The organism is Occallatibacter sp. FHG110214_02 (genome assembly GCF_059115385.1).
The window spans coordinates 58,602-77,947 of the sequence record NZ_JBZYWK010000023.1; the positions used below are offsets into that span (position 1 = coordinate 58,602).

Below are 19,346 nucleotides of genomic sequence, written 5' to 3' on the forward strand. Positions count from 1 at the left end.
CTTGCGCGGATGCAATACACTCATCACAGCCATGTCCGAGCCACTTGTATCTTTCGCATCCATCTGCAATGCCGCTACGCGGATTGAGAAAGTCATCGTCCATACACCGCTGGTTCGCGCACCCTTTGACGGCTTAAGCGGAGAAGTCTGGCTGAAAGCGGAAAGCATGCAGCCCATCGGCAGCTTTAAGCTGCGTGGGGCCGCAAACAAGATTCTCAAGCTCTCGCCGGAGGAGCTTCAGCGCGGCGTGATTACCTATTCCAGCGGCAATCATGCGCAGGGTGTTGCCTATGCGGCACGTGCTGTTGGCGCTAAAGCCGTAATCGTAATGCCGTCGAATGCGCCGGCCATCAAGCGCGCTGCAACACTGGCGCTTGGAGCCGAGGTTGTGGATGTAGGCGTAGCATCCAGCGAGCGGCTGGCAAAGGCCGAAGAACTGGTTCAGAAACACGGCTACGTGATTATTCCGCCCTATGATGACGCGTGCATCATCGCCGGGCAGGCAACCTGCGGGCTTGAAATTACCGAAGCAATACCGGATGTGGACCTTGTTCTCGCGCCGGTAAGCGGCGGAGGATTGCTGAGCGGCGTTGCGGCTGCGGTAAAGATGACCAATCACCGTGCCAAGGTGATTGGCGTAGAGCCGGAACTGGCGGGCGATGCGACGGAGAGCTTCCGTAGCGGCAAAATCTCGACATGGCCTGCCGAGCTGACCAGCCGTACGATTGCGGACGGTCTGCGCACGCAGAGCGTGGGAGTGCGCAACTTCGCACATATTCAGGAGTACGTGGACAACATTATTACCGTGACCGAAGCGGAGATTCGGGCGGCGATGCGGGCAATTGTTGCCACGACGCGGCTTGTTCCGGAGCCTAGTGGGGCCGTCACTACAGCAGCGCTGCTCTTCCACTCTGCGGAACTGCCTGCATATAACAAGGCTGTTGCGGTGGTCAGCGGTGGCAATGTGGACCCGAAGTTGCTGGCCGAAGTGCTTACCGAAATACCTTCTTAACGTCGGTTGCAATATGATTCGAGTGATGAAACGCTGCACACTCTTCTCCCTTTGCGTGCTTGGTCTTTTCTTTTTCGTTGCCTTGCCTGCTAGAGCGCAGGACAAGAAGAAAAAGACGGACAACATTCAGAAGCCGATGGCCGGGCCGCGCGCCACAGTGCTGCGGATTACGTGGCTCTACGTTGCGCCCGATACGACTTCGCAAAAAGTATCCAAGGTGCAGATAGGCCGCGAGATGGTCGTGGCCGAAAAGAGCGGCCCCTGGATGCGGGTTTACGCGAATACCGACACGCAGCAGGAAAAGGACGGTCCCGACACACCGTGGATCGGCAGCGAAGACTCGACGCCGCCTCCTGTTTCCGGCTGGCTGGAAGCCAAGGGCGTGGTGGTGGAGAGCACACCGAACGGCGACCAGGTGCTGATGGGCGAGGCTGCGAATGAAGAATCACTTGCCAGCGACCCGCGCGGGCCGGCGAATGCTGCGAAGTCCGCACGGCTGCTCTACCGGCGAATTGTGGAGATGTTCCCCAACTCGCCGCTGGCCCCAGAGGCAGCGTGGCGCGCTGCCGATATTCTGTGGCAGATTCAGAAGGCGGATGCTTCCTCACGTCCCTCTGCGAAGGAGCGTGACGCGTACATGCGCGAGCAGATGGACGAGGATGAGATGAAGAAAATCCTCAAGTTCTATCCACACACGCGGCAGTCGGACCTTGCCAGCTTCGAGATGATTGATAACAAGCTCTGCGGCGACTGGCAAGGCGAGGAAAAATGTCCGGCAAAAGAGTCGGAGCTTTACGAGAAATATGCCGACGAGCATCCCGACGGACCACGAACCGCGCAGGCGCTTTATGAAGCGACCTACCGGCAGGCGGTGCTGGCGGATATGTTCTCCGCCGATGGAAACGATGGTAAGTCGAACTCCGCTAAGACCAAGGCAAAGGAACTGGCTGTCCGGATGAAGGATAAGTTTCCGCAATCGGATTACACGGCGCGGGCTACGGCGATTGCCTTCCATCTGGACGCGGGGATTCCCGTTTATGGAATCGACCGCTGATACGTCACGATATGCAACCGGATATTCCCCGTTGCCTATTCCTTCATCATTCGTTGAACCCGCGCCTTTATCATCAAGATACATCCTCGAAAAATGCATCTGGAAGGATGAGACCGGCCGTTTGTTTCGTGCAATTCTGACTTTTTCGCATCCTTCGGAGGTTGCTTGAACCCTTATATACAGTCCGTCATTTTAGGAATTATTGAAGGCCTGACTGAATTTCTCCCAGTCAGCTCCACGGCCCACCTGCGCATTGGCGAAGCTCTGATGAAGATTCCGCTCGAGGACGCGTATTGGTCGATGTACACCATCGTGATCCAGGGCGGCGCGATTGTTGCGCTGATTCTGCTGTACCTGACGCGGATTCTGGATTTCTTCCGCACTTTTCCTCGCGGGGAACGCGGCGATAAGAACATCCTGACGCATCCGATTGGGCTGACGATTCTCGCCTTCGTCGTGACTACGATTCCTACGCTGGCTCTGAAGAAGTGGAGCGACAAGCACCTGGGCAGCCTTTCGGCGATTGCGTGGGCGCTGGTGATTGGCGGCATCATCATGTGGGCCGTGGACTTCTGGGCATCGCGTCAGGACCCCTCCACCGAGCACGTGGAGGATATGAACGTTCTGCACGCAGTCTGGATTGGGCTTTGCCAGTCGCTTTCGGCTATCTTTCCGGGCACCTCGCGGTCGATGGCTACGATTGCCTCCGGGCAGATTGCTGGGCTGAGCCGCCCGGTGGCGCTGGAGTTCAGCTTCCTGCTCTCGATTCCTACGATGCTGGCTGCTACGGCGTATGACCTGTTCAAGGAGATTCATCCCAGCCGGGCGGCGCAGGCTGCGGCCCAGTTGGCCGGGACGGTTCCAACGCATGTGGAAATGACCACGGAGCGCTGGATTGTGCTGATTATCGGCTTCGTGGTTTCGTTCATTGTGGCCTTTGGCGTGGTGGAGTGGTTCCTGGCGTGGGTTCGTAAGCATGGGTTTACGGTCTTTGCCATTTACCGCATCCTTGCTGGTGGCGCGCTGCTCATTTGGGGAGCAAAACTTATAGGTCAATAATGCGTCCGTGTGTATGCGCACAGTGGCCCCGTTTTCGGGGCCATTTGTTTTGTATGGGTTGCGGGGGATTGCACAGGGACTGTGCAGTTTCTTTATTCCGGAACTGTGGAACTGTGCAAAAGGCAGGGACAAGGGAAGAGGGACAAGGGACAAGTCAGTTGTGGCTGTCGTTTGCTGCATAGCTTGCTCCTTTCCTTTACAGTTCCAGTGTTAAGAGGGGGGAGGGGTACCCCCTTTTGGCCCTTAAAAAACAGAATGGCCCGATTCCAATGGAATCGGGCCATTTTTCTGCTTGATTCTTAGTGTGACACAAAAGGGTTTAATTGAGCGCAAGAGTTATCCACAGATTTGGGATTTATTTTGCATTGCATGCAGCGGCTGCGCGCTTGGCGCGCCACAAGACTTTTGTGACCCTCCCGGTGGTCGGGAATTGGGGTTGTGTGGGAGAACCAAGATGGGGGAACTTGCGGTATCGGTATCCCCGGTCCCCAAATGCCAGGGACCGGGGGCACCCAGAGTGGTGAAGGGTTTGCTGCTTAGAAGATGATCTTCAGAGCAAACTGCGTGTTGTAAGGCTCGCCGGCGCCGATGCCAGGGGCGCCGTTGTAAGAGCCGATGGTGCTTGTCAGCTCGGTGCTGGAGTAGGTGGTGTCCGGCGGGGCGTAGTTGACCTTGTTAAAGAGGTTGAACATCTCCACACGGAACTGCGCGGTTACGCGTTCGCCTATCTTGGTGCTCTTGAAAACTGAAAGGTCCACGTCGCCGAAACCGGGTCCGGTATAGGCGTTGCGGCGGCTCAGGCCCCAAGTATTGGAGGGTGCGTCGGTGAAGGCGTCCGGGTTGAGCCAGTCTAAAAAGACTCCGCCCTTGCGGTAGCCCTTGTAGGGATTGACGCCGGGGACAGGATTGGCGCGCTGGGGAGTGCCTTCCTCAGTGCCTGAGGTGTCGTTCTCGCTATAGACCGTGAAGGGCGTGCCGCTGTGGAAGGTCATGAGGCTGTTGACGGACCATCCCTTCGTTAGCGCCGGGAGGACGTGCGAGCCGGGAACCTCCCACGAGACGAGGCCGGTGAAGATGTTGCGGATATCGTAGTCGCTCTGGCCGTAGTCACCTTTGAAGTTGTAGCTGTCCTGCGGAAGCGTGCCGCGGTACTGCGTGACCTCATCGAAGCTGTGCGACCAGGTGTAGGCTCCCTGCGCGGTGATGCCGTGGATGTTGGAGACGCGCAACGTGGCCTGGAGCGAGTTGTAGTTGGAGGTGCCTATGCTTTCGACCTGATTGACGAAGCTGTAGTTGTTGCCGTTGTAGTCGCGGACGACGCCGTCATAAGGGCGCGTGCCGCCGCCGAGGGGCAACTGATTGATATCGAGAATGGAAAGCAGGTGGCGTGCCTCAGAACCTACGTAGCCAATCTGCATGACGGCCTTGGAGGAAAGGCTGGTTTCAACCTGCAGGTTGTAGTTGAGATTGCGGGAGGGCACGAAGCCCTTGTCGATGGAGAAAAGGCTGAACTGCGTGCTTGCGTCAGCGGTTGTGGGGAAGACATCCACGCCATCCTGAATGGTTTTACCGCTGACGGTGACGTTACGCACGGCGGTGGGGCCTGTGGGATTGGATTCCACGCCGTTGGGAGCGCCGTTGTTGGGCCGGTTGTCGAGGAAGGGGTTGAGGTTGGGCGTGTCGAAGTAGAGGCCGACGCCGGCACGGATAACGGTGTTGTGCGTGGCCTGATAGGAAAGGCCGACGCGTGGACTGATGGCATCGTATTTGGGATCGTAAAGGTGATCGATGTTGTCTCCCTGAATGCCAAGGCCGAGACCGCCCAGACCGGGCCGGAAGACGGAGAGATTCTTCGCGTCGTTGTGCAGGGGGCCTTCATAATCCCAGCGAATGCCAAAGTTGAGGTTCAGCTTGGGGGTAATCTGCCAGGCGTCCTGCGCGAAGAGGTCGTAGGTGGTGACGAAGACCTGACGGTTGGGGCTGCCGAGGGCGATGCCGCCGTTGCCGATGGTTCCGGAAAGGAAGTCAGCGAGCGCGTTGACGTAGGGAACGACTTCACTGGAGTAGCCGAGGTTGGCGACGTTCCATGTGTCGTTGGGGTTGGTGGCTTTGTAGGGGCCTTGCGTGCCGTCGAAGTTGAAGTAACCGAGCGAGTGGCGCTGATAGAACTCGTCAAGCTGGGCGTAGCGGTACTCGCCGCCGAACTTGAACTGGTGCTTGCCTACTACCCAGGAGAGGTCGTCGGTGAGGTGGCCGGTGATGTCGTTGCGGCCTTCGGGTGGGGTTTCGCCGGTGGGGTCAAAGTAGCCTGCGCTGCCGAAGTAGATGTTGGGAGCACCGGTGTTGACGGAGCCGGTGACGAGGCCCAGCGAGGCAGCATCGAAATCGGTATTGGCATCGAAGAAGACCTGGTTGAAGTAGTTGACGCCGGCCAGTACCTGGTTGGTGAGGGTGGGCGAGAAGACGTGGTTGAAGACGAGCGCGTAGTTGAAGACGTGGAGCGGAGCCACCTCAAAGTACCACGGCAGCGCGGAACCTACGGGCGCAACCTGATTGCCCTGTCCGCCGAAGCCGTGGAAGGTGAGCGAGTTCTTGTCGTTGATGGTCCAGTCGAGCTTGACGAGGCCGTTGTAGCTGTAGCCGAACTCGGGGTCGCTGCTGAGGTAGTTGTAGAGCTGCGGCTGGCCGCTGCCGCCGCTGATGGCGTCGGATGGCCAGAGGGTGTTGAGCAGCTTTTCGGTGACGGGGTTGACGGAGACTCCGGCCTGCGAGAGCGCGGCCTTGGCGGCGGTTTGCCAGGGCTGGTTGGGCTCGGTGGCGGTTTGGCCGGTGCCGATGGTGAATCGCTGGTGCTCGTAAGTAGCGAACCAGAAGAGATGGTTGCGGACGAAGGGGCCGCCTGCGGAGAAACCGTAGTTGTAGTTGCGAATTTCCTGCTTGGTGGGCGCGGTGAAGGGGTTGGCGGCTCCGAAAAACTCGTTGCGGTTGTAGTAGTAGAGGGTGCCGTGGAGGCCGTTGGTGCCGGACTTGAGCGAAAGATTCACGCTGCCGCCGGGGTTGCGGCCAGATTCTGCCGAGGCCTGCGTTTGCGCCGAGAAAGTCTCGACGGCGTCGATGGGGAGGACGATTCCGGCGATGCCGGAGACGCCGCCCTGGTTGACGGCGGGGATGTTGTGCCAGAGGTCGTTGTTGTCGATGCCGTCAATCTGCCAGTTGATCTGGTTGGCACGGGTTCCGTTGAGCGAACCGAAGCCTCCGGCGCCGGTGTTGGCAAAGCCGGGCGACAGGATGATGAGCTGCGTGTAGTCGCGGCCATTGAGCGGGGTGTCCTGCAACTGCGTTCCGCCGACTTCGGCAATTTGCGTGGTGGATGTGGTGTCGAGCGACAGCGCTGCGGCGTCAACTTCCACGCTGGTGGCTGCGGACTGCATGCTGAGCTTGATGGTCAGGGTGTAGATGGTTCCGGCGGTGACGGGGACCTTTTCTACCTTGACGGTCTGGAAGTTGGAAGACGAGGCCGTTACCTCGTAGGTGCCGAGTGGAAGATCAGAGAATGCGAATTCGCCGCCGCTGGATGAGATGGTCTTGTGGACGACGCCGGTAGCTACGTCTGTGGCCGTGACCGCGGCTCCGGGAACGACTGCTCCGGATGGGTCTGTGACGGTGCCGTTGATGCCGCCGCGAAAGGTTTGCGCCAGTGCGGGAAACGAGCTGGAAAGTACAACCCCGAGGGAGAACAGCAGGATTGCAAATACACGTACACGTCGAGTATGCCGATGCTGCATCACGCTTACCTCCAGAAATTGGAATGACAGATGTGTGTGCTACCGTGCACCCTTGGGCTTAGGAACAGAGGTGGGTGCTGTACTGGCGCGTGGGGGCGCGTCCCTGAACTATGTGTTCTTTGGGCTACACAGATGGGGTTGAAAATTATGGAATGTAATGGTGAATTCCATGGCGAATGTTACGGAGTATTTACATAAGGAAGCAATGAAGCTGCATAAGGACGGGATGAAGTTGCATAAGGGCGGAATGAGGATTGTTTGGGGCTAACTGACGGCTTGCAAGAGGTGTTTTTCAAGTGACGGATATCACAGGGTTTTTGGAGCTTTTGCTTGCGGTGGCGCATCCGATGATGTGCGATAAGGAAGTTATAAGGAGGGCGTAGATGAGCAGCACGGCGGAGAACAAGTGGGCGCATCCGGCGGTGATCCTGGTTGCCACGGATTTGAGCGACATGGATCGCACGATGCCGTTTGCGATTGAGCAGGCAGTGGCGACAGGCGCGCGGCTGGTGGTGCTGCATGTGATTGCAGCAGGAGAGGCGATGAATGCCGATGCTACCGGGCATCCTTACTATGATCCGCAGGGCGCGGCGGAGATTACGGCGGCGGAGATGGCTCCGTGGATTGAACTGGCCGGGCAACGCGGCGTGAAGTGCGAGCAGGTGGTGCGGGAGGGAAATCCCGCAGAGCTGGTACTGGAGACGGCGCGCAAGGTGCATGCCGACCGGATTGTGGTGGGTACGCGGAGCCGCGGGAAAATCAGCAAGCTGCTGATTGGCTCCGTGGCTGAGAATGTGGTGCGGTATACGCATGTTCCCGTGGTGACGGTGGGGCCGGAGGCGCATTGGGAGACACCCGTGGGCGAGCGCGTGGTGCTGCATGCTACGCAACTGCTTCCGCATGCGAAGGCGCATGCGGAGCTGGCGCAGCTTGTTGCGGCTACGCTGCAGGCGCGGCTGATTTTGCTGCATGTTGTGGACCCGGAGACGCCGGCTTCTGATGAGAAGGCTGCCGCCGCAAGAGCGGAGTTAAAGCATCTGGCGGAAGGAATTGAAGGCGTGCCTGTGGAGACCGAGGTGGTGCGTGGTCATGTGCCGGAAACGGTTTTGACTGCGGCGAAGCAGTACAAGGCGAGCATGATTGTGCTGGGCTCCACTCCAAGAGGAACGCTGGCGGAGCTGACGCGGGATAGAACGGTGTATCGCGTGCTGGCTCATGCGAAGTGCCCGGTGATGACGCTGCATGCGCCGGAAAGACAGGGACTAGGGAGTTAGGGACCAGGGACTAAAGGCAAATGCAAAAACAAAGGCTTTTGTCCCGCAAAGCCAACAGCCGCATCGGTTTACCGATGCGGCTGTTGGCTTTCTATTCCCTGCTCCCTGCTTTTACGCTGAGAGCCGCTCCAGCTTTTCCGGCTGCGTGATGACCATGGTTGCGCCTTTTACGGCGATCCATTGGTTGCGCTTGAACTGGCTGAGGAGGCGGGTGACGGTTTCGCGGGAGGTGCCGGCCATGCTGGCCACTTCCTCATGCGTGAGCGCCATGGTGAAGCGGATTTCCGGCTTGCCGTTGGCGGCTGCGCGGCCCCAGTCGAGAAGCAGGCGGGCAAGGCGGCCAGATGCGGAGCCGGAAAGTGCGAGACGGCGCGCATCGTAGAAAACCGTCATGTATTCACTGGAGAGCGCCTGGGCCGCGTGCATGCTGGCTGCGCCGTGGCGCGTGAGGAAGTCAAGGAAGTCCTGCTTGCGCATGGCTTTCACCTGGCAGGGCTCGATGGCTTCCGCGGTAACTTCATGCGGGAGGTTGGCAACGGCGGCGCTGAGGCCGAGCACGTCACCGGGTCCGGCGATCTTGAGGATCATTGTCTTGCCTTCGCGGGATGTAGACGAAATCTTCACCTGCCCGAAGCAAAGGACGAAAACATTGCGGGAGCCATCGCCCTCAGTAAAGAGGCGCGTGCCGCGCGCATGCGTCATCATGATGCCAAGCTGGTCGTAATCCCGTAAAGCATCGGGTGTGAAGTTGCAAAAAGCGCGAAGGTGCCGGTTCGGGCAATGAAGACAGTCCGCCGGGGGGTGATAAGAGTTGGTAATCGGCATATTTTTCCCCCTATTAGTTCTAAACGGAGTATATAGCCGATCTTGTGTCGCTAACGAAAAGCTATGTGACGGCCATCACACCTGGCGTTCCCAAATGGCACTGACGCAGGGTTAACTTGCGGCAGGCCGTCGTGAGGCGCGGCGGGCCGGACGGTTTTCCGCTGAAGTAGCGCAAGCGCGATAAGCGCGGGAGACCTCGCGGGCCAGCTCTGCCAGGAGCCGCAGCTTGAGCGGCGGATAGGCGCGGAAGGCCTGCTGCAGCGGATCAAATGGAATCATGAGCAGCGACCCGTCTGTGTGGCCGATGAGCGAGAAGGTGTGATGCCGGTCGCCAAGAACGGAGGCCAGTTCCACCAACTCGCCGGGTCGGGCCATGCCGAGCACCACCCACGCATCTCTCCTGTGGGCGCGGCGCACCAGTTGCCCGGTTACGACCAGGTAAAGCCCCTGGCTTTGCTCCTGCTGGCGAAAGATAGTTTCACCGGCAAGGAAGTCGATGTTGCGCGCAGAGGCAGTGAGCAGATTGCCTGCCGCGGGAGGACAGGCCAGCAGCTCCGATAGCGGATGCGCCGCCATGGCGTCATTCGTCGGAATGTGCAGCTCTGGAATCATGGCACGCTCACTCGGCATTCCGGGGGTTATTTTGGGGGATAAACTTCCGCTGGCGGCAGGCTGGATGGCCTTCCGCAGCTGGCCCGGATTGCTCATAGTGAGTCAGTTTGCGATGTGGGATGGGAAGCGGGCAGTGATTTGTGTCACTTAGGGATGGTTAGAGGAAAAACAGGGGCGAAGGACGAGTGACGAGAACGAAAAGGCCCAAAAACTGCATGGGCCAGCCATAGGCTTCGTCTCTCGTCCTTCGTTACTCGTCCCTACTCCCTGCTTTTCAGCGCTGGATACAGCTTGCGCCAATGGGTGTAGCCGGATTTGTAGGCTTCTACGTCTGCCGGGGCTGGGTCGATGCGCTGGGCTACTTCAATCGCCTGCGCGCAGGCCTGGTCGAGGTCGGTCCAATGCCCTGCTCCTACGCCGGCCATGAGGGCGCAGCCGAAGGCTCCGCCTTCTTCCGCTATGAGGACCTCTATCGGGTGGCCGTACACGCCAGCCTGGATCTTGCGCCAGAGCGGACCGCGCGCTCCGCCGCCGCCGAGACGGATGCCGCTCACTGGGATTTCCAGATCGGCAAAGAGCGTGAAGGTGTCCTGCAGAGAGTAGGCTACGCCTTCGAGAACGGCACGCGTGAAATGTGCTGCCGTGTGCGTGGTGGAGATGCCCGCAAAGGCGGCACGAACCTCCGGGTCGAGGTGCGGCGTGCGTTCGCCCAGCAGGTAGGGGGCCCATTCAAGGCCGTCACTGCCTGCTGGGACTTTTTCTGCCGCTGCCGTCAGCGCATCATAGCTCTGCCCGGCAAAAAATGTGTTGCGCAGCCAGTTAAAGCTTAGCCCTGCGGACTGCGTTACGCCCATGACATGCCACAGGCCCGGAACCGCGTGGCAGAAGGTGTGCAGGCGGCCTTTCGGGTCCTTAGTCGGGTTGGCGGTGGAGGCAAAGACTACGCCGGAGGTTCCGATGGTGGCCGAGACAGAACCCGGACGCAGGATGCCCATGCCAACGGCGCCCGCTCCCTGGTCGCCCGCTCCGGCTACGACCGGGGTTCCTGTCTTCAGGCCCGTCAATCCTGCCGCTTCTTCGCTGATGCGCGCGCAGACTTCCGGAGACTCGTAGACTTTCGGCAGCCATTCGAGAGGAATGCCCGCGGCCTCGGCGACTTCCTTCGACCACTGCCGGTGTGTCACGTCCAGCAGCAGCGTGCCACTGGCCTCCTGCACGTCGATTGCATACTCGCCGGTGAGACGGTAGCGCACGTAATCCTTGGGGCACATGATGTGGCGAATTTTTGCGAAGATTTCCGGCTGGTGTGTCTTGACCCATAGCAGCTTGGTCAGCGTGAAGTTGGGCAGCGCAGGGTTGCAGGTCAACTCAATCAGCTTTTCGTAGCCGATTTTTTCGTGCAGCCAATCGCACTCGGGCTGGGTGCGGGTGTCACACCAGATGAGCGAGGGGCGCAGCACAGCTCCGTTTTCGTCCAGCATGACCGCGCCGTGCATCTGCCCGGTGAGGCCAAGTGCGGCGATGGGCTGCTTCGGCTCTGGCGCGGCAGCAAGAGCCTGCACGATGGCTTCTTTCGCGGCGCGCCACCAGTCTTCGGGGTCCTGCTCGGCCCAGCCGGGATGGTCCACGCGGAAGGGCGCATGCTCACTGGCCGCGCCGCTGATAACTTTGCCGTTTTCATCCACCACTACGGCGCGCGTGCCGCCCGTGCCTACGTCCATTCCCAGAAACCACATTGCGGGTCGTTCTCCTTGCGTAAATCGCTTTTCTGCAGCGGAGAGAGGATAGCAGGAAAGAGGGACGCAGGAACATAGGGACCAGGGACTAGAAACATTTCCGAGAGATAGATGAATTGCCACCATGAGAGAGAAAGAGCTGCTCTCGGCATTGTTCTTGCCGTTGCATTTCCTGGTCTCTATGTCCCTACGTCTCTAGTCCCTCGCTTTTTGTGATTTTCCGCACAAGCAAATTCTCCCGGTTCAGGTAACAATGTTTGCGTGGAGGAATGCTGCACATGAGCGATCTGGCTCCGCTTGCTGAAGATGTTGCTGTCGATCCGTTGGTGGGTCATCCTGAAGATTTTCACGTCTTTCACCAGTTCATTGAGCGCTGCAAGGGGCTGCCTGCGATTACGACCGCGGTGGTGTGGCCTTTGAGCGATGTTGCGTTGAAGGGCGCGGTGGAAGCGGCTACGGCCGGGCTTATTGAGCCTACGCTGATTGGCGACGAGGCGCAGATTAAGGCGCTGGCTGCGAAGTCCGGCGTGGATATTTCGTCTTACCCCATTTTGCAGGCTGACACGGAAAGCAAAGCGGCTGAGATGGCTGTGGCCATGTGTCGCGCGGGCAATGCCGAAGCGCTGATGAAGGGCAGCCTGCACACTGACGAGTTGCTGAAACCCGCCATGGCTCGCGACACGGGACTGCGCACCAATCGGCGCATCACGCATGTGTTCGTCATGGACACACCTGCCTATGCGCGCACGCTGTTGATTACCGATGCGGCTATCAACATTGCGCCCGCGCTGGAAGACAAAGTGGACATTGTGCAGAACTCGATTGAGCTGGCGCATGCGCTCGGCATTCCTGAACCCAAGGTTGCGCTGCTTTCCGCGATTGAAACGGTGAACCCGAAGATTCAGTCCACGCTGGATGCCGCGGCGCTATGCAAGATGGCGGACCGCGGGCAGATTACGGGCGGCGTTCTTGATGGGCCGCTGGCCTTTGATACTGCCGTCAGTGAAAAGGCTGCGAAGATTAAGAAGCTCACTTCGCCGGTTGTTGGGCAGGCGGATATTCTCGTTGTGCCTGACCTTGAAAGCGGCAACATGCTGGCCAAGCAGCTTGAATACCTGGGCGGCGCGCAGCTTGCCGGGATTGTGCTCGGCGCTCGTGTGCCGACAATTCTCACTAGCCGCGCTGATTCCGCTGCGACCCGGCTGACGAGCTGCGCAGTGGCTGTGCTGCTGCATCATGCGAATAAGACAGCGGCTATCAAGGTTTAATGCGGAATTGCAAATGCGAAGGGCGCCGGATTTTTGGCGCCCTTCGCATTTGTTTCAAACGAACTCAGTCCATCGACATGCTGAGCTGGTGGCGCACATCCGCGCCGCGAATCCAGAAGATTACATCCGTCGCGATATTCGAGGCGTGGTCAGCGATGCGCTCCAGCGAGCGAGAGACGAAAAGCCCGTTCATCGCCTGCTGCGTGTGCTGCGGGTCGGTCTGAATCAGCGTGAGCAGGTCGGAGTGGGCGCGGCGGTTCATGCGGTCCACTTCGTCGTCCATCTCGCGTACGGAATCGGCAAGCCGTGCATCGCCGTCGAGCAGGGACTGGATAGCCGAGCGAATCATGCGGGCCGTGCACTCGCCCATCGCGGAAAAGTCCACCGGCAGCTCGACGTGCTCCACTGCGAGAGCGTCACGGGTGCGGCGGGCAATGGCTACCGACTGGTCGCCGATGCGCTCCAGGTCTCCGTTAATCTTGATGACCGCGACAATGAAACGCAGGTCAATCGCCATGGGCTGCTCGCGGGAGAGAAGCTCGTAGGCCATCTCGTCCAACTCGCGCTGGGCGGTGTTGATGGCTGTCTCATTCTGGCGCACATACTGGCAGAGTCCCTGATCGCGCGTGAGGTACGCATCCACGGCAGACTCCACCGCCTGCTGCGAAAGGGCAGCCATAGCGAGAATCTTGTCTTTTAGCTCAGCGAGCTGCTGCTGAAAGTGTATGCGTGGCACGGCGTCAAAACTCCTTTCACTGATTGTGCATGATGCATTGTTACACATTCGCAAATATGGCAATCCTGCACCAGAAACGTCACGTATGGCTGGTTTCATTCCGGGCTCAAGGCAGTGTTTGACGAATCGAGTTTATAGAGTGTCGAAAAAGCCCAGGGCTAAAGCCCCATAAAATCATCTCCAGCATTCAGGGGCCTGAAGGCCCCTGCTCCCTCCGAAATGCCAGACACCATTTGCGCAGATTCGATGCGGAGCCTGTGTCCGGGGCGGTGTTTTAGCATCGAGAGAATATGAGTAACGCTATTGTCCGCCCTATGCGCTCGGTCAATCCCGCCGAACACGCTACACGCGACATCTACAAGCTGATGACGGGGATTATTGTGCCGCGTCCGGTGGCGCTGGTTTCCACGATAGACCGCAACGGGGTGACCAACGTGGCTCCGTTCAGCTTCTTCAACGGGGTAGGCTCCGTGCCGCCTACGCTGATGTTTTGTGTGTCGCTGCGGCCTGACAACGGCACGCTTCCGGCGCGAAAGGACTCCCTGCGCAACGTGGAAGAGACGGGTGAGTTTGTCGTCAACGTGGTGAGCGGAGCCCTGTCTGACGCGGCCAACGCCACCGCCGCGGAAGTGGCTCCAGAGGTGGACGAGTTTGCGCTTGCCGGGCTGACGCCGCTGGCGAGCGAGGTGGTCAAGCCGCCACGCGTGGCGGAGTCTCCCGCGCAGATGGAGTGCAAGCTGCAGCAGGTCATCTACACCGGCAGGCAGCCCGGCAGCGGCGTTATTGTGCTGGGCGAAATCGTGCGCTTCCATGTTCGCGAAGATCTCTTCGATAACTTCCGCGTAGACCCGGCAGGACTGGATGCCGTTGGCCGCATGGCCGGCAACACATGGGTCCACACGCAGGATCGGATGGACCTGATACGGCCGAAGTGAAAAAGACAGGGAGCAGGGATCAGGAAGCAACGGCAACAACACCTGTTGCGATAACGATTTAGACTGCTTGAAAGTCAGCTAAGCGCTGGTTTTTCTGTTCCCTGCTCTCAATTTTCTACTGCCCTGAAAAATATTTGTTGCAACGAATATCTTCCTCGGTGCATCCTTAGGAAAGGATTTTTCCGGCCCGCAACCGGGGAGAGTGGTTTGTGCCATTTTCTGCCTGCGGGACAGGTAGAATTGCTTTTCACCACAATCGCGGTACACTCCGTTGTCCGCAGACCGAAAGGATTGGAACAAGTTTATGAAGCGTTTTGCAATGGCACTGGGGATTCTGGGGCTGGCCGCACCGCTGGCGATGGCGCAGGCTTCTACATGGGCAATCGACCCCGCACACAGCGAGGTTGACTTCTCGATCAAGCACATGGGCCTCTCGAACGTACGCGGCCACTTTGGCGTCAAGACGGGCACTATCACGTATGACAGCGCGAAAATCGGCGACTCGACCGTGAATGTGACCATCGACGTTGCAGGCGTGGACACGGGCAACTCCGCTCGCGACAACCACCTCAAAACCGACTCGTTCTTTGACGCCGCGAAGTTCCCCACGGCCACTTTCGTCAGCACCAAGGTGACGAAGAAGGGCGCCAACCTTGAAGTTGCCGGCACGCTCACTCTGCACGGCGTTTCCAAGCCTGTTGTTCTGGAAGTGACTCCCTCGGGCGCACCGATTGAGTCGCCGATGGACCACAAGCTGCACGTTGGCTACTCGGCCACCACCACACTCAAGCGCGCTGACTTCGCCATTGGCACCACCTTCCCTGAAGCCGTGCTCGGCGCGGATGTGCCGTTGACGATTGACCTTGAGGCTGTAAAACAGTAAGTATGCAGGCGCGGAGAGCCTTCCCTCTCCGCGCCGCCTATCCCCATGCGAAAGGCCGCAAATTGGTGAGCCTGAAACAGGAAATCGCGCAACAGAAGCCCTTCGTCAACATAGCGGAAGAGGCTTTGCTGAACCTGATGCGTACCGCGGACTCGGCGCAGCGTGAGTTCCACCTGCTCATCAAGCCCTGGGGAATCACTTCCACGCAATACAACGTGCTGCGCATTCTGCGTGGCGCGCATCCGCAGGGACTCACCTGCTCTTCCATTGGCTCCCGCATGATTACCGCTGACCCGGATATCACGCGGCTGTTGGCGCGGCTCAAAACCATGAAGCTGGTGCGGCAGGAGCGCGACAAGAACGACCGTCGCGTGGTGTGGAACCACATTGCGCCTGCCGGGTTGAAGCTGCTGGAACAGATGGACCCAGCCATTGCACACTTCCCCGACGAGTTTTTTGCCAACCTGAATGAAGATGAAAAAGGCGTGCTTGTCCAACTGCTGGAAAAAACGCGGGAAAACGCCGGCGTCAGTTGCGATGGCAGCCATGCCGCGCACGACGAGTAAGCTGCCCCTTCGCTTTTCTACTTCCTGACGAACGCCTAGCCTTCGGCTGCAGGCTCCTCGGCGTCGTTCGAGATGATTTTGTTGTGCAGGCAATAGAGCGCCAGTTCAAGGCGGTCGCTCACGCCCAGCTTGTCGTAAATCTTGCGCAGGTAGTTCTTGATGACCTGCTCCGTGGTGCCAAGCTGAAAGGCGATTTCCTTATTGCGCTTGCCCTGCGTAATGCAGGTGATGATGGCAAGCTCTTTCTGGGAGAGCCGGGGCTGGCTGCGCGGATTAACAAGCGCCGCGGCCTGTGCGCGGTACGCCTCGATTACCCAATTCACCGACTGGTTATCAATCCATGTTTCGCCTGCGGCAATGCGGCGCACGCAACGCACCAGCAGATCGGGCGAGATGGAACGCGCAACAATGCCACGCACGCCGCTGCGGTACATCTCTACGGTGGTGTTTTCGTCCGCATGCGAGGCCTGGACAATCAGCTTCACATGCGGCGCCACACTCAAAATCTCCTGGATAGCGCGGTCCGTGCCCGTCAAAATAGCGCCTTCCACAATCACAACATCGGTCGGAAAGCGTTCAATAGCTGCCTTTAGATTATCCAGCGAATCTGCCTGGGCAACGACGCGAAGGTCGTCCTCAACCGCAAATATCTTGCGAATTCCAACGCGATAAATGGCCTGTGAATCCGCAAGAATGATGCGTATTGCATCGGGCTTGTTCGGAACCTCTTGCGTTTCGATCTCTGGGGAGTTTTCTATATTGTCCATGATGGGATGCTGTTCATCCGCACTATGGTCACTGCTCTACAAATCGATAGTCATCAATTGTGGCGGCAACCTGCGGCTGAGAGTAACTCATGGAGCAGCGTACCACACGTCCGCGGCACTCGACCAGAATATCTCGCGGGGAACCCAGGACCGCACCGGGCATACGAAGCGAAAATGTAATGATTTCGCCCACCTGCAACTCTTGAATTGTCTCAAACAGGACACCGCTCGCAGACACGTTGCAAGTGATAGCCGGCAGCATCTGCCCACCTGCCTGGACCATCATGGGCAGCGCCAGTGGGAAGCGCACAGCGCAGCGCAGTTCATGCGCATTGGAGTCGTGTGTCGTCACTTCGTAATGCAGGGTAAAACCCGAGCGTAAAACGTGCTTCATAGCTGTCTGAGCCCGATTTCCGGTACTTGATGTTTTCACTCTAGTCCAGACTCCCCCGGAAAGATACGGCACAAAAGTATCCAGAATAGTAACCGCGAGTGGCACACATTGGTGCACTGCGGAGTGGCCGGGCGCGTACAAACGCGCGCTTATGCACCCGCAGCGGGGAAAAATGCCCCCGAAGCGCCTACCCATTCCTGATTACGGTTGTGATCTACGCCCATCATACGCCCGCGTCCCAACCGCACAAGGGATAAGACCGGCGTCAATTCAGAATTTTCCGGCCACAGATATAAGATTCGTACCTCCGCCTGCGTCAGTCCGTGGGGCGTTTCAATCGTAGGGATAAAGCTCATGCGCTGCTGCAGCAGATAGTCGCCGCGACGCTCCTGAGGGATGGACTCCAGATCCTCTTGCGCAGGGTCGAACTGGATTCCTTTGCCCGCGAACGAGAACAGCGGCTTCAGCAACAGATTGCTGTAAACCGCATCCGGCGCGGCTTTGGGCAACGGAACACCCGACTCCTCAAGCTGCGCGCGCCCCGGACCCTCAAGAAAATCGCTGAGAAAGACCGCAGGCGGCACCACGCTATCCCGAGCGCCAGTGGAATCCGGGCGGCACAGGTACGGAATCGAGAACTTGCTCATCAGGAAGTACCAGTTGGGATGCCCGGCCCATTCCACGTTCCACGGATGCCCCAGGTCAAACGGTAGCGGAATGCGCCGCGCAATCAGCTCATCGGCAATGGCCCGGTTGTAAATGCGCGTAATGGGAATGCGGCGGCCAGAGGCATTGCGGTATGTCAGACGATCACCATCCGGCTCAACCGTGGCAATGTCCACCACGGCAATTCCCAACTTGCGGGCCGTGACTTCAAAGTCAGGCCTCGTCTTCTGGTGCAGCGGGTCTACTTCCGTCAGAGCAACCGTCTCCGGATCATGGCTGCCGACGATGGTCTTCTTCAGAAGTTCCCAGTAGGCAGCGTCGTCCAACCCGGAAAGAAAGCTGTTCAACCGCGTGCCCATTACGGTATCCAGTGAAAAAGCCGCGCGATACGCAGCATTCAGCGCCACCTGGTATCCGTAAACCGATGGAAAAGCCTGCATCTCCACCAGCCGCGGAGCCAGTTGGCCGTCGGAGGTGCGCACAAGAGCAAAATCCGCCGTCAGGAAATGCGGCCGGGCGTTCTCTCCTGCCACGCGATAGCCGCTCGGAATCGCCCGGCGCGCTGCCGCAAGATAATCCTGATCGTCCAATAGCCGGCAGCAGAGCCGGGCACCGGCTGCCGCAATCTCATCGAGCAGCTCCGCCGGTAGAAAAACAGGCGTCTCTGCGACGCGAAACTCAATTTTCGTGTCGCACGTCACTTCCAACCCGGACAGCATCGCGGCATATTGTTCGGGATGAAAATTCTGATTAAAGCGGGAACGGTACTTGCCGATCACGTCAGTGGAGTCCTCGCAGAAAAGTTTAACGTTTTCTGCTTGCATCCCAGGCATTTTCCAAGATAACTTTTCTGCTCAGGAAGCATCGTAATCTGTAGTAGATTGGGCTTTTCGCTGCTGTTCGCAACAGTTGCCATCCGGGATTAAGTTGCACGCCTTGGCTGTTGTCAAAACAGTAACCTCTGTAAGTTACTAAAGTTTCTTCCAATTTATTACTTTTGTAGTGTTATCGGTTCCAGATTGGAGTACGCTTTGGTCAAAATCCACCATTCCCAAAGGAGTTTTCCGATGATTTCAGCATCGCTGAAGCCTCGTCTTGCTGTTTTTTTTGCCACGGTCACTCTCGCTTCAACGGTCAATGCTGCGGGCCCCATCTCCCTGGCGCCAGTCCATTCCGATAGCTCCTTGCAGCGCGCAAACGGCCCCGTATTGCCTGCACCGATTCCACCAGGGGGCTCTTTCGCCGGACGCGGTCCCGTGCTGCCTGCTCCCATCCCGCCGGGTGGTTCTCTCGTAGCTTCTAATGGACCGGTCCTGCCAGCACCGATTCCGCCGGGGGGCTCTTTCGCCGGACGCGGTCCCGTGCTGCCTGCTCCCATCCCGCCGGGTGGTTCTCTCGTAGCTTCTAATGGACCGGTCCTGCCAGCACCGATTCCGCCGGGGGGCTCTTTCGCCGGACGCGGTCCCGTGCTGCCTGCTCCCATCCCGCCGGGTGGTTCTCTCGTAGCTTCTAATGGACCGGTCCTGCCAGCACCGATTCCGCCGGGGGGCTCTTTCGCCGGACGCGGTCCCGTGCTGCCTGCTCCCATCCCGCCGGGTGGTTCTCTCGTAGCTTCTAATGGACCGGTCCTGCCAGCACCGATTCCGCCGGGGGGCTCTTTCGCCGGACGCGGTCCCGTGCTGCCTGCTCCCATCCCGCCGGGTGGTTCTCTCGTAGCTTCTAATGGACCGGTCCTGCCAGCACCGATTCCGCCGGGGGGCTCTTTCGCCGGACG

The 19,346-nt window shown here is 58.9% G+C and carries 16 protein-coding genes and 1 pseudogene; 9 read left to right on the plus strand and 8 right to left on the minus strand.

What is annotated here, in order from left to right; translation table 11 throughout:
* Positions 1–31 precede the first annotated feature (31 nt).
* The 3 genes from AC5S3R_RS17165 (at position 32) to AC5S3R_RS17175 (ending at position 3,125) form a co-directional block, all read left to right on the plus strand.
* A complete protein-coding gene (locus AC5S3R_RS17165) occupies positions 32–1,012 on the plus strand; it encodes a threonine ammonia-lyase (protein ID WP_494268384.1) in 981 nt (326 codons plus the stop codon).
* A gap of 25 nt (positions 1,013–1,037) precedes the next feature.
* Positions 1,038–2,066 carry a tetratricopeptide repeat protein gene (locus AC5S3R_RS17170; protein WP_494268385.1) on the plus strand — a complete coding sequence of 343 codons (1,029 nt, stop codon included), beginning with the start codon at positions 1,038–1,040 and terminating at the stop codon, positions 2,064–2,066.
* 165 nt (positions 2,067–2,231) lie between these two features.
* On the plus strand, positions 2,232–3,125 hold the full coding sequence (locus AC5S3R_RS17175; protein ID WP_494268386.1) for an undecaprenyl-diphosphate phosphatase: 894 nt from the start codon (positions 2,232–2,234) through the stop codon (positions 3,123–3,125).
* Positions 3,126–3,661: 536 nt separating this feature from the next.
* Here the strand turns inward: AC5S3R_RS17175 and AC5S3R_RS17180 are convergent.
* The gene (locus AC5S3R_RS17180; protein WP_494268387.1) at positions 3,662–6,910 is read right to left on the minus strand and encodes a TonB-dependent receptor; all 3,249 of its coding nucleotides are present in this window, start codon (positions 6,908–6,910) and stop codon (positions 3,662–3,664) included.
* 383 nt (positions 6,911–7,293) lie between these two features.
* Between AC5S3R_RS17180 and AC5S3R_RS17185 the strand changes: the two genes are divergently transcribed.
* Positions 7,294–8,184 carry a universal stress protein gene (locus AC5S3R_RS17185; protein ID WP_494268388.1) on the plus strand — a complete coding sequence of 297 codons (891 nt, stop codon included), beginning with the start codon at positions 7,294–7,296 and terminating at the stop codon, positions 8,182–8,184.
* A 111-nt stretch (positions 8,185–8,295) separates the two neighbouring features.
* On the opposite strand, the gene AC5S3R_RS17190 is transcribed toward AC5S3R_RS17185, so the two are convergent.
* The 3 genes from AC5S3R_RS17190 to xylB form a co-directional block, all read right to left on the minus strand.
* Complete coding sequence (locus tag AC5S3R_RS17190; protein WP_494268389.1) at positions 8,296–9,009, minus strand: Crp/Fnr family transcriptional regulator; 714 nt, start codon at positions 9,007–9,009, stop codon at positions 8,296–8,298.
* Positions 9,010–9,120: 111 nt separating this feature from the next.
* Entirely contained in the window at positions 9,121–9,621 is a 501-nt protein-coding gene (locus tag AC5S3R_RS17195) for a Crp/Fnr family transcriptional regulator (protein WP_494268390.1), read from the minus strand.
* A 260-nt stretch (positions 9,622–9,881) separates the two neighbouring features.
* Complete coding sequence (gene xylB, locus AC5S3R_RS17200; RefSeq protein WP_494268391.1) at positions 9,882–11,357, minus strand: xylulokinase; 1,476 nt, start codon at positions 11,355–11,357, stop codon at positions 9,882–9,884.
* 278 nt (positions 11,358–11,635) lie between these two features.
* Here xylB and AC5S3R_RS17205 point away from each other — a divergent pair, with 278 nt between their 5' ends.
* Positions 11,636–12,625 (plus strand): bifunctional enoyl-CoA hydratase/phosphate acetyltransferase, encoded by a 990-nt coding sequence (locus tag AC5S3R_RS17205; protein ID WP_494268392.1) that lies wholly within the window; start codon positions 11,636–11,638, stop codon positions 12,623–12,625.
* 64 nt (positions 12,626–12,689) lie between these two features.
* Here AC5S3R_RS17205 and phoU read toward each other — a convergent pair whose 3' ends face one another.
* Positions 12,690–13,361: a phosphate signaling complex protein PhoU gene (gene phoU / locus AC5S3R_RS17210; RefSeq protein ID WP_494268393.1), complete on the minus strand. Its 672-nt coding sequence runs from the start codon at positions 13,359–13,361 to the stop codon at positions 12,690–12,692.
* A 290-nt stretch (positions 13,362–13,651) separates the two neighbouring features.
* Here phoU and AC5S3R_RS17215 point away from each other — a divergent pair, with 290 nt between their 5' ends.
* From AC5S3R_RS17215 to AC5S3R_RS17225, 3 genes are all read left to right on the plus strand, one after another.
* The gene (locus tag AC5S3R_RS17215) at positions 13,652–14,296 is read left to right on the plus strand and encodes a flavin reductase family protein (protein WP_494268394.1); all 645 of its coding nucleotides are present in this window, start codon (positions 13,652–13,654) and stop codon (positions 14,294–14,296) included.
* A 304-nt stretch (positions 14,297–14,600) separates the two neighbouring features.
* Complete coding sequence (locus tag AC5S3R_RS17220) at positions 14,601–15,179, plus strand: YceI family protein (protein ID WP_494268395.1); 579 nt, start codon at positions 14,601–14,603, stop codon at positions 15,177–15,179.
* A gap of 65 nt (positions 15,180–15,244) precedes the next feature.
* A complete protein-coding gene (locus AC5S3R_RS17225) occupies positions 15,245–15,745 on the plus strand; it encodes a MarR family winged helix-turn-helix transcriptional regulator (protein WP_494268396.1) in 501 nt (166 codons plus the stop codon).
* 35 nt (positions 15,746–15,780) lie between these two features.
* On the opposite strand, the gene AC5S3R_RS17230 is transcribed toward AC5S3R_RS17225, so the two are convergent.
* The 3 genes from AC5S3R_RS17230 to AC5S3R_RS17240 form a co-directional block, all read right to left on the minus strand.
* The gene (locus AC5S3R_RS17230) at positions 15,781–16,512 is read right to left on the minus strand and encodes a response regulator transcription factor (protein ID WP_494268397.1); all 732 of its coding nucleotides are present in this window, start codon (positions 16,510–16,512) and stop codon (positions 15,781–15,783) included.
* A 28-nt stretch (positions 16,513–16,540) separates the two neighbouring features.
* Positions 16,541–16,906, minus strand: coding sequence for a PilZ domain-containing protein (locus AC5S3R_RS17235; RefSeq protein WP_494268398.1), 366 nt, complete (start codon positions 16,904–16,906; stop codon positions 16,541–16,543).
* Positions 16,907–17,055: 149 nt separating this feature from the next.
* The gene (locus AC5S3R_RS17240) at positions 17,056–18,396 is read right to left on the minus strand and encodes a hypothetical protein (RefSeq protein WP_494268399.1); all 1,341 of its coding nucleotides are present in this window, start codon (positions 18,394–18,396) and stop codon (positions 17,056–17,058) included.
* Positions 18,397–18,639: 243 nt separating this feature from the next.
* Between AC5S3R_RS17240 and AC5S3R_RS17245 the strand changes: the two are divergent.
* Positions 18,640–19,346 (plus strand): annotated as a pseudogene (locus tag AC5S3R_RS17245) (hypothetical protein); the annotation flags it as partial.

Bases quoted from the DNA above. Each gene is read 5' to 3' on its own strand.
- AC5S3R_RS17165 (WP_494268384.1), top strand. From the start codon at position 32: ATGTCCGAGCCACTTGTATCTTTCGCATCCATCTGCAATGCCGCTACG.
- AC5S3R_RS17170 (WP_494268385.1), top strand. From the start codon at position 1,038: ATGAAACGCTGCACACTCTTCTCCCTTTGCGTGCTTGGTCTTTTCTTT.
- AC5S3R_RS17180 (WP_494268387.1), bottom strand. From the start codon at position 6,910: ATGCAGCATCGGCATACTCGACGTGTACGTGTATTTGCAATCCTGCTG.
- AC5S3R_RS17185 (WP_494268388.1), top strand. From the start codon at position 7,294: ATGAGCAGCACGGCGGAGAACAAGTGGGCGCATCCGGCGGTGATCCTG.
- AC5S3R_RS17190 (WP_494268389.1), bottom strand. From the start codon at position 9,009: ATGCCGATTACCAACTCTTATCACCCCCCGGCGGACTGTCTTCATTGC.
- AC5S3R_RS17195 (WP_494268390.1), bottom strand. From the start codon at position 9,621: ATGATTCCAGAGCTGCACATTCCGACGAATGACGCCATGGCGGCGCAT.
- xylB (WP_494268391.1), bottom strand. From the start codon at position 11,357: ATGTGGTTTCTGGGAATGGACGTAGGCACGGGCGGCACGCGCGCCGTA.
- AC5S3R_RS17205 (WP_494268392.1), top strand. From the start codon at position 11,636: ATGAGCGATCTGGCTCCGCTTGCTGAAGATGTTGCTGTCGATCCGTTG.
- AC5S3R_RS17215 (WP_494268394.1), top strand. From the start codon at position 13,652: ATGAGTAACGCTATTGTCCGCCCTATGCGCTCGGTCAATCCCGCCGAA.
- AC5S3R_RS17220 (WP_494268395.1), top strand. From the start codon at position 14,601: ATGAAGCGTTTTGCAATGGCACTGGGGATTCTGGGGCTGGCCGCACCG.
- AC5S3R_RS17230 (WP_494268397.1), bottom strand. From the start codon at position 16,512: ATGGACAATATAGAAAACTCCCCAGAGATCGAAACGCAAGAGGTTCCG.
- AC5S3R_RS17235 (WP_494268398.1), bottom strand. From the start codon at position 16,906: ATGAAGCACGTTTTACGCTCGGGTTTTACCCTGCATTACGAAGTGACG.
- AC5S3R_RS17240 (WP_494268399.1), bottom strand. From the start codon at position 18,396: ATGCAAGCAGAAAACGTTAAACTTTTCTGCGAGGACTCCACTGACGTG.